Genomic DNA, 15,566 nt, shown 5'->3' with positions numbered 1-15,566 from the left:
GTCCGGATCGCCGGCGTTCAGAAGGCGCTCGAAGGTGAGATTGTCACCAAGCTCGGGATGAATCACCGGCGTCTTGGCATCGAGCGCAGTTTCCGGATCGGTCACCGCGGGCAGCACCTCATAGTCGACCTCGACCAGCGCGCAGGCGTCCTCGGCTTCGGCGCGGCTCTTGGCCACCACGGCGCACACGGCTTCGCCTAGCATCTCGGGCTGGAAGAGCATCAAGTTCGCGTCGTCACCAATGATGTCGGCGGCTCGTTCGGCATCAAGGTGCATGTCTATGCCGACGAGATGGCGACGGCGGCGCTAGCGAAATTGCTCAAGCGGCCGGTCAAATTCGTCGCCGATCGGCTGGAAAGCTTCGTTACCGACATTCACGCCCGCGATCATCGCGTCCATGCGAAGATTGGCGTCAAGCGCGACGGCACGATCACCGCCTTCGCGATCGACGATCTGACCGGAATCGGACCCTATTCGGTCTATCCGCGCACCAGCGGCATCGAAGCCAATCAGGTCGTCAATCTGGTGGGCGGATCCTATACCTGCCCGAATTACCGCGCCCGCGCCCGCGTCGTTTTTCAGAACAAGAACGTGATGTGCCAGTACCGCGCCGTCGGCCACCCGATCGCGACCGCAGTCACTGAGGGCCTTGTCGAACTGGCGGCGGCCAAGATCGGCATGGATGTCGCCGAAATGCGGCGGCGCAATCTTTTCGCCGACGACAAATATCCGGCGACGAGCGCCTCCGGCTTGAAATTCGAACGCTTGTCGCATCATGCCGCGCTCGACAAGATTTTGCGCATGATGGATTACACGGGCCTGCGCGCTGAGCAGGCGCGCCTGCGCGCGCAAGACATCCATCGCGGCATCGGGCTTGCCTCGTTCATCGAGGTCACCAATCCGTCGGCGGCGTTCTATGGCGTCGGCGGCGCCCGCATCTCCTCGCAAGACGGCGCCACGGTGCGGCTCGACGCCACCGGCGCGGTATTCTGCCATTCCGGCGTCACCGAGCAGGGGCAGGGCGCCGAGTCGGTGCTGGCGCAATGCGTCGCCACCTCGTTCGGCGTGCCGATCGAGCGCGTGCGCGTCGTCACCGGCGACACCGACAACACGCCCTATGGCGGCGGCACCTGGGCGTCGCGCGCCGCCGGCATCGGCGGCGAAGCCGCCTGGCAGGCCGGCAAGGCGCTGCGCGCCAATGTGCTCGCCGCCGCCGCGTCAATCTTGCAGGCCGATCCGCAGGCGCTCGATATCCGGGGCGGCATCGTCGTCGATGCCGATACCGGCCGCGAGCGCATGCCGCTTGAAGAAGTCGCGCGCGTCGTTTATTTCCGGCCTGACACGCTGCCGCCCGGCTTTCAGGCTGAATTCATGGTGACGCGCCACTACGTGCCGCGCGCCTGGCCGTTCGCTTTCACCAATGGCGTGCAGGCCTCTTATCTGGAAGTCGATATCAAAACCGGGCAGGTGAGCCTGCTCAAGCACTGGTGCGTCGAAGATTGCGGCACGGTGATCAATCCGCAGCTCGTCGATGAGCAGATCCGCGGAGGCATCGTGCAGGGCATCGGCGGCGCCTTGTTTGAGCACTGCCTCTACGACGAGGCCGGCCAGCTCCTCAATGCCAACATGATGGATTATCTGGTGCCGATGGCGGCGGAAATGCCGGATATCGAGGTCGGCCATGTGGTGACGCCGACCGCGGATTCCGAGCTCGGTGCCAAAGGCGCGGGCGAGGCGGGCACTGCCGGCGCGCCAGCCTGCGTGATGAATGCGATCAATGATGCGCTGCGTCCGCTCGGCGCCGCGCCGATCGTGCAGATGCCGATCACCCCGGAGCGCGTGCTCGCCGCGCTGCGCGGCCTGTCGCATGTGGATGACTGAAAAGTTTTCCTCCCCCTGAAAGGGGGAGGTCGGCGGCCCGCAGGCCGCCGGGTGGGGGTCAATAGCGCGAGGCAGTCTGACCCCTCCCCGACGCGCTTCGCGCGCCGACCCTCCCCTTTCAGGGGAGGGTAAACGCGTTGGCGAATGGTCCCTCCCACAGGGAGGGACTCTTCTAATGAACCGCAAGCGGAGCAGGCCGCCATGCCATCCTGGAAAAACGAACAAGTGCTGATCGTCGGCGGCGGCATTGGCGGGCTGACCGCCGCTTTGGCGCTCGCGCGCCAAGGCATTGCCTCGCAGGTCATCGAGCAGGCCGGCGAGTTCAAGGAGATCGGCGCCGGCATCCAGCTCGGGCCGAACGTGTTCTGGATGTTCGAAAGGCTCGGCCTGATCGAACCGGTCAGCGCGCTCGCGGTGTTTCCCGAAAATCTGGTGATGCTGGATTCCATCACCGGCGAGGAAGTCACGCGCATTCCGCTCGGCGATGCGTTCCGCAAAAAATTTCATCATCCTTACGCGCTCATCCATCGCGGCGATTTGCACCGCGTGCTGCTCGATGCTTGCCGTAAATCCAATCTGATCCGGCTCGATGCCGCGCAGAAAATCGTCGCGGTCGATGAGGTCAATGGCGGCATCAAAGCCAAGACCGCAAGCGGCAAGGACTATCGCGGCGCCGCCTTGATCGGCGCCGACGGATTATGGTCGACCATTCGCGAAATCGTGGTCGGCGACGGCAAGCCGAAGCCGGCCGGCCACATCACCTATCGCGCCGTGCTGCCGATGCCGGAAATTCCGGAGCAGTACCGCTGGCACAACATGACCTTGTGGGCCGGCGAGAAGGTGCATTTCGTGCTCTATCCGCTGCGCACCGGCGAACTCTACAACCTCGTCGCCGTGTTTCACTCCAATCGCTACGAGGAAGGCTGGGACAGCTACGGCGATCCGGCCGAGCTGCACGAGCGCTTCGCGGCGACCTGCGCGCCGGTGCGCGCGCTCCTCAACAAGATCGAAAGCTGGCGCATGTGGGTGCTATGCGACCGGCCGCCGATCAAGGAATGGAGCCGCGGCCGCATCACGCTTCTCGGCGACGCCGCGCATCCGATGCTGCAATATCTGGCGCAAGGCGCCGCCATGGCGGTCGAGGATGCGGTCTGCCTTGCCGATAAAGCGGTCGCGGCGGACGGCGATTATGCGGCGGCGTTCCGCGCCTATCAGCAGGCGCGTTACCTGCGCACCGGCCGCGTCCAGATCATGGCGCGCGTCTACGGCGAATTTTATCACGCCGGCGGCGTCGCCAAGGAGCTGCGCAACATGATGCTCGGCGCGCGCACCCCGGAAGAAGCGATGGCCGGCATGGAATGGATTTACGGCGAGCAGAAAGAGTTGACGCGGGGTGGGGCGGGGATGGCGCGCGAATCATTGGGAGTGACGCGCTAATTCTCGTTCCCCGCTAGCTGGAGAACCGGCCTGGCGGGACGCACGGGGCCCGGTAGTTAACTACCAGAAAAGTCAAAGCTTTTTCTTTGATTATAGGTACTGGAAAAAGCCGTCTGTCATTTTTTCATTGACACATATGTCCGCTTTTTGGTGACAGAGCGGGAATGTTTCATCCCCTCTGGCGTTTGAGCGAAGCGGGCGCGGACAATCTTGGCCTCGCTTGCAACGAGCAAGGTCTGGTTCTCGGCCGCACGCCGCTCATTAAACGGCGCGGCGGTCGCTTTGTCGTACGCGACGCGCGCGACATCCAACGACTGCTCAGCCGGGCCTACCGGACGGACGTCGACGCAGGGCCGCTCTTGGGCGGGCTTGCGACCGTTGCGGCTGCGTTGAACGCCCACGACTTGCTGCTCGCGCGAATCGCGGCAGTGCATTTGCGGATTCCCGACTTGCCGGATCAAGCGGCGCGCAATGCGTTAGAGGCGGAGGATCGGCTCATCAAACATGGCTGCGATGTAGTCGTCGCTAAATACGGCGATGCGAATTGGGATCCGGAGCAACATCCGCGCACCGGCACCGCGCCAAATCCGGGCTGGTTTGCGTCCACGGATGGATCGGGCGGGACATCCCCTGAAGTGCGGGTCGCCGAAAACGGCGAACCTCCGCCCTCATCGGATGGCTCGTCGCCCAGCCCCAACGCGGATTGGGTCAGGCTGCCGCCCGGCGATGACGATATCGACGAATTGCACGACTTGGTGGAATGGATCGCCAATGCGAAGGCGGAGGATGAACCGGCGATACGCGCCGAAATTAAAAAGCACTTTTATGATGTCAGCGATACCCCAGGAGGCAATGCGCTGAACCGTGCGCTCAGCGATGCGCTCGAGGCGGGAAATAACAAAAAAGCGCGGCAGGAGGTTCTCGATAACATCGCGGTCTTTGCAAAAACCGACCCTGCGGCGATGGGTCTGTTGCATGAGCTGTTGCCGGCCCTGCTCATGTTGCCGCGCGCAGCCATCGGGAGAGCGGGAGGAGCCGCCGCCGTCGAAGGCGAAGCAGGGGCGGCCGCGGCCGGTGCTGCCGCCGAGAATCCGTGGAAAATGGGTTGGGCCAAGCGGGGAAATTACTTCAATGACAAACTCGGCGCGAATTTGCCTCGCACGTTTGCGGGGATCGATCGATGGGAAAACGGCGTCGCGACCAGCATCAAATCAATTGACTTGAATGCAGCCACGTATCAGGACAGCGCACGTCTTACGTATCGGCTAAATGACTACATAAACAAGCTGACAACTTATCCGGCCGCCAGGCTGGCAAGAAACACGTACCCGACGAGTTTTTCCCGTACCGCTTGCTCCTGCCTCTGAATAGCCATGGCACCTCTCCCGATCGCCATTTTGCTGGACAAAGAACGCAGCAAAATCGGGAGAGTTCCAATGGGCCGCACGCGACAAAACGGAGACTGGGCAAAGCTCTTCGTTTGGCCGTGTCAGGCTGCATCAGAAAAGAAAATGCCCCGCCAACGATGTTGACGGGGCGAATTTCATGACCTTTTCCGAAACCGGTTCCCACCCTCGGATCAAGTCCGAGGGCAGGCCTTTTCGGGATCGTGCCTTTTGTTTGAGCATGGTCTTTTCCGACCTGCCTTCGCCCACCGAGGGATCAAACGAAAGTGCAACCCGCCGCTAAGGGCTTCGCGTAGGCGGGAAACCGGTTCCCACCCTCGGATCAAGTCCGAGGGCAGGCCTTTTCGGGATCATGCTTTAGGCGGCGAGTTTCAATTCCTTGCTCGCCCGGAACGCGACTTTCTTGCCCGCCTTGATCTGGATCGGCTCGCCGGTTGCGGGATTACGCCCCATGCGCGCGGCGCGCTTCCTTACTTGCAAGATACCAAGACCGGCAATGCGGATGCGCTCCCCCTTTTTCAGATGCTTGGTGATCAGGCCGATGAGATCGTGGAGAAGAACGTGCCCCATCCGTTTCGTTAGGTGATGCTCTTTGGCCATGCTGGCCGCGAGGTGCTTAAGCGTAACTGAGCGACTGGACTTTTGACTCATAGCGTTAGGTGCCATGGATACCTCCCCAAGGCGCGTCAGTCTGACGAATTAAGAGTGTTTATCTGATTCGCGGCCCTTTGGGCTGTCTAATCATCAGATCAAGGCAGACTTCCGAGACTTAGTCCCATGTCACCAGATTGCCACAGACATTGAAATTCAACGGCATTCTGCACAGTCCCGATGTCGCTCGGGCAAGCACACCGCTATCTTAGTCTCGTCGCTTGCAATGACCGGCGTCGCTTCCTCGCGCTATTGCCGATTTGCCAGCTCGGCGCCTGTCGACCGACGATTCGGGGGGGCAGAATGAAGCTCAAAATCATCCTTGCGATCGCTGCGCTACTCGCGATCACTGGAACTGCATTCGCTCAAGCCGTGGCCACACCAGCGGTCGCGTCAAATTCTGCTAGCGCGAGCAGTTGGCTGGCTGGTGCTCAAGCGGGTTACAATTGGCAGCAGGGTGTATGGGTGTACGGCCTGGAAGCCGACATCTCGGCGACGCATCTCAACAGCCAGGCAAACACCGTATTGCCGGGTATCTTTGCTGTTCCGGCCAACGTCAATGCCGACATAGACTGGTATGGCACCGTGCGCGGGCGCGTCGGATGGTCTTCGGGACCGTTCCTGCTCTACGGCACCGGCGGCCTGGCTTACGGCCATGTCAGTTTGAGCAGCAGCCTTTCTGCCTTTCCACCACCACTGTTTCTCAGCGCGCAAACATCTGCTGTGAGAACCGGTTGGGTCGCCGGCGGCGGCATTAGCTATTTGTGGCAACCCAACGTGATCGTCAGTCTCGACTACCAGTACGTGGATCTAGGCACAGTCAACTTAGCTTCATCAGCGACCAGCGGTGGCGCGGGATTTTCAACTCAGAGCGCCAGCACGAACGGTTTCAGGCGGTGACTGTTGGCCTGACTTGGCTGTTTTCGCCAGCTGATCGGCGACCGCACGGACCATGGGAAGGCGCATACGGCGGCGGCCACGTTGGCGGAGCATGGGGAAACGACACCAGCGCAAGCTATTCATTTTTTTTCCGGGTTTTCCCTCCGACATTCGGCTCAAGCGTGACGTCACAATGGTGGGGCGCCGCGACGATGGCCTTGGTCTCTACCGCTATCGTTACCTATGGAGCGACACCGTCTATGTCGGCGTGATGGCGCAAGAGGTTGCCCTGATACGGCCCGATGCCATCGTTCGAAACGCGCTCGACGATTATCTGCGGGTGGACTATGGCCGCCTCGGCTTAAAATTGATGACGCTGCCGGAATGGGAGGCCGTCAGCAAAGGTAAGCGCCTTTAATTCTCAGGTTGGACATTTACGAATGTCACACTGCATTGCTGTTGATGCGCGCGTCACACCATCCGGTTTTCGATCTCGCCGATCTTTTCGATCCAGAGCTTGACGGTGTCGCCGGCTTTGAGGAACTCGCCGCGCCCGGCGCCGACGCCGGCCGGCGTGCCGGTGAGAATAATGTCGCCGGGATAAAGCGTCATGCCGGCCGATAGCTGCTCGATCTGCTCGGCCAGCGTATAGATCATTTCGCTGGTATTAGAGTCCTGCTTGAGCACGCCATTGACCCACAATTTAAGCCCGAGCTTCTGCGGATCGCCGATGTCGCTCGCCGGCACGATCCAGGGACCGAGCGGGCACGAGCCCTCGAACGTCTTGTGCTTGGTCCAGTCCCATTTGAACGGCGAGGCGTCCGGCATATTGGCGCGGCGGCCGCGATCGCGCGCCGAGAGATCGTTGGCGATGGTGTAGCCGGCGACATAGCTGAGCGCGTTTTTCGCCGCCACTTCCTTGGCGGCGCGGCCGATCACGGCGGCGAGCTCGATCTCCCAATCCATTTGTTGGGAATAGCCGGAAATCTTCACGCGCGATCCTGGATCGGCGAGCGAGCGCGAGGCTTTGAGGAAATGCCAGGCCTTCAGGCCAAGCGTGTGCGGATCGGGCGGCGGCGGCCGGTTGTCGCGCGCCGCCATCTCGGCAGCGTGGTCGGCGTAATTCGAGCCGGCGCAATAGATCGCGGAAGGAAATCGCACCGGCGCCAGCAACCGGGTTTTGCCAAGCGGCCGGCTTTTTACGCGGCTTTTGCCGCGCCCTTTGCCCGGACTTTTGCCGAGGCCGGCTGCGGCTTTGCGCAAGGCAGCGTCCGCGGTTCGCCAATCCGCGAGAATGCCGAGCACGCTCGCATAAGCCGCTCTACGGGTCAGCGCCGCGGCGTCAAAAACTTGATCGCCGATAATAACGCCCGCGCGCGCACCGTCGCTCGATTGATAGGTCGCGAGTTTGTAGCCGGCGGCTTTTGCCATTGCCCTCCCCCCTTAATAAGGTCGTGCGACCAAACCGCGATCGGCGCCACTTGGCAAGGCTCCCGCACGTCATTCTGAGTCGTTCCCGAAGCCGCCAAGCTGCATGCTCCCTCTCCCCTTGCGGGAGAGGGAGGCGAGTGCAGCGCGTTAGCGATGCACGAGCGGGGTGAGGGGTTGCTCTTTCAGACGCCCCTCACCCGCTTCGCTCGCCAATGCTCGCTCAGCGCCCTCTCCCACGAGGGGAGAGGGAAGTTGCAACCCTGCACTGCCGGCATGCCCTTGAGTTGATGCTGCTGCGGTGGTTGATTCCTGCTCCAGAAAGAGAAACGCCACCCTTGGAGAACAGCAATGATCAAGCCCCGGCGCATCGGCCATGCCACCTTCGAAACCCCCGATGTCGAGCGGATGATCGATTACTACACCGAAGTGGTGGGCCTGGTTTTGGCCGAGCGCGAGAAGGATCGCGCGTTCCTCGCTACCAAAGTCGGTCAGCTCGCCATCCAGATCAACAAAGGCGCTGCCGAGCGCTGCACCACGCTGTCATTCGAGGTGGCGCCGAATTCGGATTTCGGCGCGCTCGCCCGGGAGCTGGAGAAGGACGGCATCAAAAGCGAGCGGCGCAACGATTCCATTCCCGGCATCGGGCCGGTGCTGACGTTCAACGACAACAAGGGCACCACGATCGCCCTGTTCAAGGAATGGAGCTATGTCGGCAAGCATTTGCAGCATCACGGCGTCGGGCCGTTAAAACTCGGCCACATCGCTTTCGTGGTCGAGAGCCCGCAGCAGACCGCGGAGTTCTATTCCAAGGTGCTTGGCTTCCGCGTCTCCGACTGGATCGACGATTTCTTCGTCTTCATGCGCTGCAATATCGACCACCACACGGTCAATTTCATCCGCGGCAGCAACGTCAAATTGCATCACATGGCGTTCGAGCTGAAAGATTTCATTCACCTGCAGAATTCATGCGACCTTTTCGGGCAGAAGAAAATCCCCATCATCTGGGGGGGCCGCTGCGCCACGGGCCGGGCCACAACATCGCCACCTATCACCGCAATCCGGACGATCAGGTGATCGAACTGTTCTGCGAACTCGATCAGATGATCGACGAAGAGCTCGGCTATTTCGAGCCGCGGCCATGGCACCAGGACACGCCGCAACGGCCGAAGACTTGGGTAGCAGGCAAGACCACCGTCTGGGGTCCGCCGCCGCTGCCGGATTTCAATCGAGCGGAGACAGGAGCCGGCGTTGCGCGGAGCGGATTGCACGCGGGCGGTCACGCCTAAACCACCACGTCATGCCCGGGCTCGACCCGGGCATCCATGCTGGGCCTCCGAACAAACATCCGGTCAGAATATTGACTCGCGCGTCATCTAGTACTCGCGGTGGTTTGAATGATCTTGATCATCTGCTCAATCACCTCGTTGCGCGCGGTTCCGACGGGAAATTGCGTTTTACGCTCCTTGTCTGCGACCCAAGCTTGGCTTCCCTCAGGATCCTTGTGATACGGAACTACTTCGTAGTTCCCGTTGTCCTCGTTGATTGCCCACTCGAACGCACCTTTCATAAACGCGGACCAATTCTTTGCGCCGGCGTATTTCGGCAAGACGGGAGGCGGATAAGCGTCACGCTTGGGCGTCGGTACGATCTCGTTTCCCTTTGCCATCACATCCTGGAATGCACGCCACAACGCATCGGTATTGGCGGCCGGGACAACGGCCACAGGCTCGCGCCGCATGTAAAATCCCGCCTCCGTCTTTACGATCGTGGGCACGTAGACGATTCCATCTTTTAATGTGCAAGTGATCAGCATCGTAACGATCCTAAAATTCAGCTAACGTAACCGATGAGTGAAACCAGCGCGCTCGAAAACACCATCTGCCATATGGATTACCGGATCACGTCGGCCAATGACAGTCGATGAGCAATGCTTCTTGATCATTTCTGCGCCGCCTCCTGCAAGATCGTAATCATGCGATCGATAACGTCATCGACAGTCGATCCGACCGGAAGATCTATTTTTGTTCGGGATCTTCTCGCCATCCATCAGGGTGGAGGTAATAGCCTACGATTTGATAATTTCCGTCGCTTTCGTTGATGCCCCAGGGCAACGTGCCGCGCGCAAACGCCGACCATGATTTGACACCCGCGTATTTGACAACGGCCGGTTGAGGAAAACTGTCGCGCAGATAACGCGGTGCTGTTGGATTGCCTCGGGCTATCGCGGAACGGATGGCCTGCCGCACGCCGTCCGGATTCGAAAGCGGGGCGACAGCCACCGGCTCCATATCACGATACAAGCCCCTGTGAACCAAGCCCGTCGTTGGCGCAAACAAGGTACCCTTTCGTAAATACAGATTGAAATGTATGGTCGTTCCTATAACTCTGTAATGATCAGATTGATTCCGGCGTTTCTTGCTCTTTCACGTACCGCGTCGATCGCAGCTAGTAGCCCGGATAGAGTGCAGCGTAATCCGGGAGCGACATCCTCACGCCCTATCCTGGATTTTGCTCCGCTTCATCCAGGCTACAAGAGCGTGCTTTACGCCGCGCCGGCTGAATTCTGTGCCATTCCAGTCAAGATTGCTGATTCGCCGCATGGATTGCCGGATCAAGTCCGGCAATGACGCCCGGTACAACCCGCCGCTCGATTATTTTCGCGCAGCGTCCTGCAAGATCGCGATCGTGCGGTCGATAACGTTTTCCACCGACGCGCCAGGCGGGAATGTAATTGTTTGTTCCGGATCGTCCCTCCACATTCGATCCGGCTGCTTTTTTTGACCGCGTATCCGAAAGATATTTTCCTTAGTAAGCGTCCAAAATTGGATACCACGCTCAAATGCCGACCAGCTCTTCACTCTGGCATATTGAAGGACCACCGGAGGCGGCCAGTCGTCTCGTCGTTGCGGCTGCGGCACGGCGGGGTTTCCGCGCGCCATCGTCGCCTTCAATGCTTGACGTAACGCTTCGGTGTTTTCAACAGAGACAACGGCGACCGGCTCGACACCGCGATAAAATCCTTTGCCCATCATTCCCATCGTGGGAAGATAAACAACGCCATTTCTTAGATAGATATGGTGATTCATGATCCTCCCTAAAACTCTGTGGCGATGAGTTCAACGCCCAAACCACGTGCGCGAACTCGCGCTGCATCGATCGCTGCCCGCTGTACCGGTGTGATGCTGCCTTTCGGAATGGCAATGCTCAGAACCCGGCTCTCAATTGCCGACGCGGCAATATCCATGGTCCCCATCCTGCCGCCCGGATAAGTTGTCAGCTTGTTTATGTAGTCATTTAGCCGATACGTAAGACGTGCGCTGTCCTGATACGTGGCTGCATTCAAGTCAATTGATTTGATGCTGGTCGCGACGCCGTTTTCCCATCGATCGATCCCCGCAAACGTGCGAGGCAAATTCGCGCCGAGTTTGTCATTGAAGTAATTTCCCCGCTTGGCCCAACCCATTTTCCACGGATTCTCGGCGGCAGCACCGGCCGCGGCCGCCCCTGCTTCGCCTTCGACGGCGGCGGCTCCTCCCGCTCTCCCGATGGCTGCGCGCGGCAACATGAGCAGGGCCGGCAACAGCTCATGCAACAGACCCATCGCCGCAGGGTCGGTTTTTGCAAAGACCGCGATGTTATCGAGAACCTCCTGCCGCGCTTTTTTGTTATTTCCCGCCTCGAGCGCATCGCTGAGCGCACGGTTCAGCGCATTGCCTCCTGGGGTATCGCTGACATCATAAAAGTGCTTTTTAATTTCGGCGCGTATCGCCGGTTCATCCTCCGCCTTCGCATTGGCGATCCATTCCACCAAGTCGTGCAATTCGTCGATATCGTCATCGCCGGGCGGCAGCCTGACCCAATCCGCGTTGGGGCTGGGCGACGAGCCATCCGATGAGGGCGGAGGTTCGCCGTTTTCGGCGACCCGCACTTCAGGGGATGTCCCGCCCGATCCATCCGTGGACGCAAACCAGCCCGGATTTGGCGCGGTGCCGGTGCGCGGATGTTGCTCCGGATCCCAATTCGCATCGCCGTATTTAGCGACGACTACATCGCAGCCATGTTTGATGAGCCGATCCTCCGCCTCTAACGCATTGCGCGCCGCTTGATCCGGCAAGTCGGGAATCCGCAAATGCACTGCCGCGATTCGCGCGAGCAGCAAGTCGTGGGCGTTCAACGCAGCCGCAACGGTCGCAAGCCCGCCCAAGAGCGGCCCTGCGTCGACGTCCGTCCGGTAGGCCCGGCTGAGCAGTCGTTGGATGTCGCGCGCGTCGCGTACGACAAAGCGACCGCCGCGCCGTTTAATGAGCGGCGTGCGGCCGAGAACCAGACCTTGCTCGTTGCAAGCGAGGCCAAGATTGTCCGCGCCCGCTTCGCTCAAACGCCAGAGGGGATGAAACATTCCCGCTCTGTCACCAAAAAGCGGACATATGTGTCAATGAAAAAATGACAGACGGCTTTTTCCAGTACCTATAATCAAAGAAAAAGCTTTGACTTTTCTGGTAGTTAACTACCGGGCCCCGTGCGTCCCGCCAGGCCGGTTCTCCAGCTAGCGGGGAACGAGAATTAGCGCGTCACTCCCAATGATTCGCGCGCCATCCCCGCCCCACCCCGCGTCAACTCTTTCTGCTCGCCGTAAATCCATTCCATGCCGGCCATCGCTTCTTCCGGGGTGCGCGCGCCGAGCATCATGTTGCGCAGCTCCTTGGCGACGCCGCCGGCGTGATAAAATTCGCCGTAGACGCGCGCCATGATCTGGACGCGGCCGGTGCGCAGGTAACGCGCCTGCTGATAGGCGCGGAACGCCGCCGCATAATCGCCGTCCGCCGCGACCGCTTTATCGGCAAGGCAGACCGCATCCTCGACCGCCATGGCGGCGCCTTGCGCCAGATATTGCAGCATCGGATGCGCGGCGTCGCCGAGAAGCGTGATGCGGCCGCGGCTCCATTCCTTGATCGGCGGCCGGTCGCATAGCACCCACATGCGCCAGCTTTCGATCTTGTTGAGGAGCGCGCGCACCGGCGCGCAGGTCGCCGCGAAGCGCTCGTGCAGCTCGGCCGGATCGCCGTAGCTGTCCCAGCCTTCCTCGTAGCGATTGGAGTGAAACACGGCGACGAGGTTGTAGAGTTCGCCGGTGCGCAGCGGATAGAGCACGAAATGCACCTTCTCGCCGGCCCACAAGGTCATGTTGTGCCAGCGGTACTGCTCCGGAATTTCCGGCATCGGCAGCACGGCGCGATAGGTGATGTGGCCGGCCGGCTTCGGCTTGCCGTCGCCGACCACGATTTCGCGAATGGTCGACCATAATCCGTCGGCGCCGATCAAGGCGGCGCCGCGATAGTCCTTGCCGCTTGCGGTCTTGGCTTTGATGCCGCCATTGACCTCATCGACCGCGACGATTTTCTGCGCGGCATCGAGCCGGATCAGATTGGATTTACGGCAAGCATCGAGCAGCACGCGGTGCAAATCGCCGCGATGGATGAGCGCGTAAGGATGATGAAATTTTTTGCGGAACGCATCGCCGAGCGGAATGCGCGTGACTTCCTCGCCGGTGATGGAATCCAGCATCACCAGATTTTCGGGAAACACCGCGAGCGCGCTGACCGGTTCGATCAGGCCGAGCCTTTCGAACATCCAGAACACGTTCGGCCCGAGCTGGATGCCGGCGCCGATCTCCTTGAACTCGCCGGCCTGCTCGATGACCTGCGAGGCAATGCCTTGGCGCGCGAGCGCCAAAGCGGCGGTCAGCCCGCCAATGCCGCCGCCGACGATCAGCACTTGTTCGTTTTTCCAGGATGGCATGGCGGCCTGCTCCGCTTGCGGTTCATTAGAAGAGTCCCTCCCTGTGGGAGGGACCATTCGCCAACGCGTTTACCCTCCCCTGAAAGGGGAGGGTCGGCGCGCGAAGCGCGTCGGGGAGGGGTCAGACTGCCTCGCGCTATTGACCCCCACCCGGCGGCCTGCGGGCCGCCGACCTCCCCCTTTCAGGGGGAGGAAAACTTTTCAGTCATCCACATGCGACAGGCCGCGCAGCGCGGCGAGCACGCGCTCCGGGGTGATCGGCATCTGCACGATCGGCGCGGCGCCGAGCGGACGCAGCGCATCATTGATCGCATTCATCACGCAGGCTGGCGCGCCGGCAGTGCCCGCCTCGCCCGCGCCTTTGGCACCGAGCTCGGAATCCGCGGTCGGCGTCACCACATGGCCGACCTCGATATCCGGCATTTCCGCCGCCATCGGCACCAGATAATCCATCATGTTGGCATTGAGGAGCTGGCCGGCCTCGTCGTAGAGGCAGTGCTCAAACAAGGCGCCGCCGATGCCCTGCACGATGCCTCCGCGGATCTGCTCATCGACGAGCTGCGGATTGATCACCGTGCCGCAATCTTCGACGCACCAGTGCTTGAGCAGGCTCACCTGCCCGGTTTTGATATCGACTTCCAGATAAGAGGCCTGCACGCCATTGGTGAAAGCGAACGGCCAGGCGCGCGGCACGTAGTGGCGCGTCACCATGAATTCAGCCTGAAAGCCGGGCGGCAGCGTGTCAGGCCGGAAATAAACGACGCGCGCGACTTCTTCAAGCGGCATGCGCTCGCGGCCGGTATCGGCATCGACGACGATGCCGCCCCGGATATCGAGCGCCTGCGGATCGGCCTGCAAGATTGACGCGGCGGCGGCGAGCACATTGGCGCGCAGCGCCTTGCCGGCCTGCCAGGCGGCTTCGCCGCCGATGCCGGCGGCGCGCGACGCCCAGGTGCCGCCGCCATAGGGCGTGTTGTCGGTGTCGCCGGTGACGACGCGCACGCGCTCGATCGGCACGCCGAACGAGGTGGCGACGCATTGCGCCAGCACCGACTCGGCGCCCTGCCCCTGCTCGGTGACGCCGGAATGGCAGAATACCGCGCCGGTGGCGTCGAGCCGCACCGTGGCGCCGTCTTGCGAGGAGATGCGGGCGCCGCCGACGCCATAGAACGCCGCCGACGGATTGGTGACCTCGATGAACGAGGCAAGCCCGATGCCGCGATGGATGTCTTGCGCGCGCAGGCGCGCCTGCTCAGCGCGCAGGCCCGTGTAATCCATCATGCGCAAAATCTTGTCGAGCGCGGCATGATGCGACAAGCGTTCGAATTTCAAGCCGGAGGCGCTCGTCGCCGGATATTTGTCGTCGGCGAAAAGATTGCGCCGCCGCATTTCGGCGACATCCATGCCGATCTTGGCCGCCGCCAGTTCGACAAGGCCCTCAGTGACTGCGGTCGCGATCGGGTGGCCGACGGCGCGGTACTGGCACATCACGTTCTTGTTCTGAAAAACGACGCGGGCGCGGGCGCGGTAATTCGGGCAGGTATAGGATCCGCCCACCAGATTGACGACCTGATTGGCTTCGATGCCGCTGGTGCGCGGATAGACCGAATAGGGTCCGATTCCGGTCAGATCGTCGATCGCGAAGGCGGTGATCGTGCCGTCGCGCTTGACGCCAATCTTCGCATGGACGCGATGATCGCGGGCGTGAATGTCGGTAACGAAGCTTTCCAGCCGATCGGCGACGAATTTGACCGGCCGCTTGAGCAATTTCGCTAGCGCCGCCGTCGCCATCTCGTCGGCATAGACATGCACCTTGATGCCGAACGAGCCGCCGACATCATTGGTGACGACGCGAACTTGATGCTCTTCCAGCCCGAGATGCTAGGCGAAGCCGTGTGCGCCGTGGTGGCCAAGAGCCGCGCCGAAGCCGAGGACGCCTGCGCGCTGGTCGAGGTCGACTATGAGGTGCTGCCCGCGGTGACCGATCCGGAAACTGCGCTCGATGCCAAGACGCCGGTGATTCATCCCGAGCTTGGTGACAATCTCACCTTCGAGCGCCTTCTGAACGCCGGCGATCCGGAC

At 61.3% G+C, this 15,566-nt stretch carries 16 protein-coding genes; 8 read left to right on the top strand and 8 right to left on the bottom strand.

The genetic code is table 11. The features are described 5' to 3' along the window. A partial coding sequence (locus tag CFA80_RS01135; RefSeq protein ID WP_143549648.1) for a hypothetical protein occupies nucleotides 1–276 on the bottom strand: 276 nt, incomplete at its 3' end. On the opposite strand from CFA80_RS01135, the gene CFA80_RS00325 reads away from it, so the two are divergent. The 3 genes from CFA80_RS00325 to CFA80_RS00315 all read left to right on the top strand — a co-directional run bounded on the left by CFA80_RS00325 (nucleotide 211) and on the right by CFA80_RS00315 (nucleotide 4,685). Beyond that, complete coding sequence (locus CFA80_RS00325) at nucleotides 211–1,881, top strand: molybdopterin cofactor-binding domain-containing protein (protein WP_088518375.1); 1,671 nt, start codon at nucleotides 211–213, stop codon at nucleotides 1,879–1,881. The two genes, CFA80_RS01135 and CFA80_RS00325, sit on opposite strands and share 66 nt — an antisense overlap. A gap of 201 nt (nucleotides 1,882–2,082) precedes the next feature. Continuing rightward, nucleotides 2,083–3,318, top strand: coding sequence for a 3-hydroxybenzoate 6-monooxygenase (locus tag CFA80_RS00320; protein ID WP_088518376.1), 1,236 nt, complete (start codon nucleotides 2,083–2,085; stop codon nucleotides 3,316–3,318). Between the two features lie 164 nt (nucleotides 3,319–3,482). Continuing rightward, entirely contained in the window at nucleotides 3,483–4,685 is a 1,203-nt protein-coding gene (locus CFA80_RS00315; protein ID WP_088518386.1) for a hypothetical protein, read from the top strand. A 396-nt stretch (nucleotides 4,686–5,081) separates the two neighbouring features. Here CFA80_RS00315 and CFA80_RS00310 read toward each other — a convergent pair whose 3' ends face one another. Then, entirely contained in the window at nucleotides 5,082–5,375 is a 294-nt protein-coding gene (locus tag CFA80_RS00310; RefSeq protein WP_088518387.1) for an HU family DNA-binding protein, read from the bottom strand. A gap of 303 nt (nucleotides 5,376–5,678) precedes the next feature. Here CFA80_RS00310 and CFA80_RS00305 point away from each other — a divergent pair, with 303 nt between their 5' ends. Next, nucleotides 5,679–6,275: an outer membrane beta-barrel protein gene (locus CFA80_RS00305; RefSeq protein ID WP_159454597.1), complete on the top strand. Its 597-nt coding sequence runs from the start codon at nucleotides 5,679–5,681 to the stop codon at nucleotides 6,273–6,275. A 91-nt stretch (nucleotides 6,276–6,366) separates the two neighbouring features. Then, the gene (locus tag CFA80_RS00300) at nucleotides 6,367–6,672 is read left to right on the top strand and encodes a tail fiber domain-containing protein (RefSeq protein WP_088518384.1); all 306 of its coding nucleotides are present in this window, start codon (nucleotides 6,367–6,369) and stop codon (nucleotides 6,670–6,672) included. 53 nt (nucleotides 6,673–6,725) lie between these two features. Here CFA80_RS00300 and CFA80_RS00295 read toward each other — a convergent pair whose 3' ends face one another. Further along, nucleotides 6,726–7,685 (bottom strand): fumarylacetoacetate hydrolase family protein, encoded by a 960-nt coding sequence (locus CFA80_RS00295; protein WP_088518383.1) that lies wholly within the window; start codon nucleotides 7,683–7,685, stop codon nucleotides 6,726–6,728. A 348-nt stretch (nucleotides 7,686–8,033) separates the two neighbouring features. Here CFA80_RS00295 and CFA80_RS00290 point away from each other — a divergent pair, with 348 nt between their 5' ends. After that, a complete protein-coding gene (locus tag CFA80_RS00290) occupies nucleotides 8,034–8,759 on the top strand; it encodes a VOC family protein (protein ID WP_088518382.1) in 726 nt (241 codons plus the stop codon). Next, on the top strand, nucleotides 8,756–8,971 hold the full coding sequence (locus CFA80_RS00285; protein WP_088518381.1) for a hypothetical protein: 216 nt from the start codon (nucleotides 8,756–8,758) through the stop codon (nucleotides 8,969–8,971). The genes CFA80_RS00290 and CFA80_RS00285 overlap by 4 nt, the downstream gene beginning before the upstream one ends. Before the next feature lie 83 nt (nucleotides 8,972–9,054). On the opposite strand, the gene CFA80_RS00280 is transcribed toward CFA80_RS00285, so the two are convergent. The 5 genes from CFA80_RS00280 to CFA80_RS00255 all read right to left on the bottom strand — a co-directional run bounded on the left by CFA80_RS00280 (nucleotide 9,055) and on the right by CFA80_RS00255 (nucleotide 15,302). Beyond that, nucleotides 9,055–9,498, bottom strand: a complete 444-nt coding sequence (locus CFA80_RS00280; protein ID WP_088518380.1) for a hypothetical protein — start codon at nucleotides 9,496–9,498, stop codon at nucleotides 9,055–9,057. An 838-nt stretch (nucleotides 9,499–10,336) separates the two neighbouring features. Continuing rightward, nucleotides 10,337–10,771, bottom strand: a complete 435-nt coding sequence (locus CFA80_RS00270; RefSeq protein WP_143549649.1) for a hypothetical protein — start codon at nucleotides 10,769–10,771, stop codon at nucleotides 10,337–10,339. 8 nt (nucleotides 10,772–10,779) lie between these two features. Further along, nucleotides 10,780–12,084, bottom strand: coding sequence for a hypothetical protein (locus CFA80_RS00265; protein ID WP_088518377.1), 1,305 nt, complete (start codon nucleotides 12,082–12,084; stop codon nucleotides 10,780–10,782). A gap of 164 nt (nucleotides 12,085–12,248) precedes the next feature. Further along, nucleotides 12,249–13,484: a 3-hydroxybenzoate 6-monooxygenase gene (locus tag CFA80_RS00260; RefSeq protein ID WP_088518376.1), complete on the bottom strand. Its 1,236-nt coding sequence runs from the start codon at nucleotides 13,482–13,484 to the stop codon at nucleotides 12,249–12,251. 201 nt (nucleotides 13,485–13,685) lie between these two features. Then, nucleotides 13,686–15,302, bottom strand: a complete 1,617-nt coding sequence (locus CFA80_RS00255; protein WP_245281130.1) for a molybdopterin cofactor-binding domain-containing protein — start codon at nucleotides 15,300–15,302, stop codon at nucleotides 13,686–13,688. Here CFA80_RS00255 and CFA80_RS01130 point away from each other — a divergent pair. Further along, a partial coding sequence (locus CFA80_RS01130) for a hypothetical protein (RefSeq protein WP_143549648.1) occupies nucleotides 15,291–15,566 on the top strand: 276 nt, incomplete at its 3' end. The two genes, CFA80_RS00255 and CFA80_RS01130, sit on opposite strands and share 12 nt — an antisense overlap.

The sequence above is a fragment of the Rhodoplanes sp. JGI PP 4-B12 genome (genome assembly GCF_900188135.1).
Note: the sequence above shows the minus strand (reverse complement) of the source record. Positions and strands in the feature narration are given on the sequence as shown.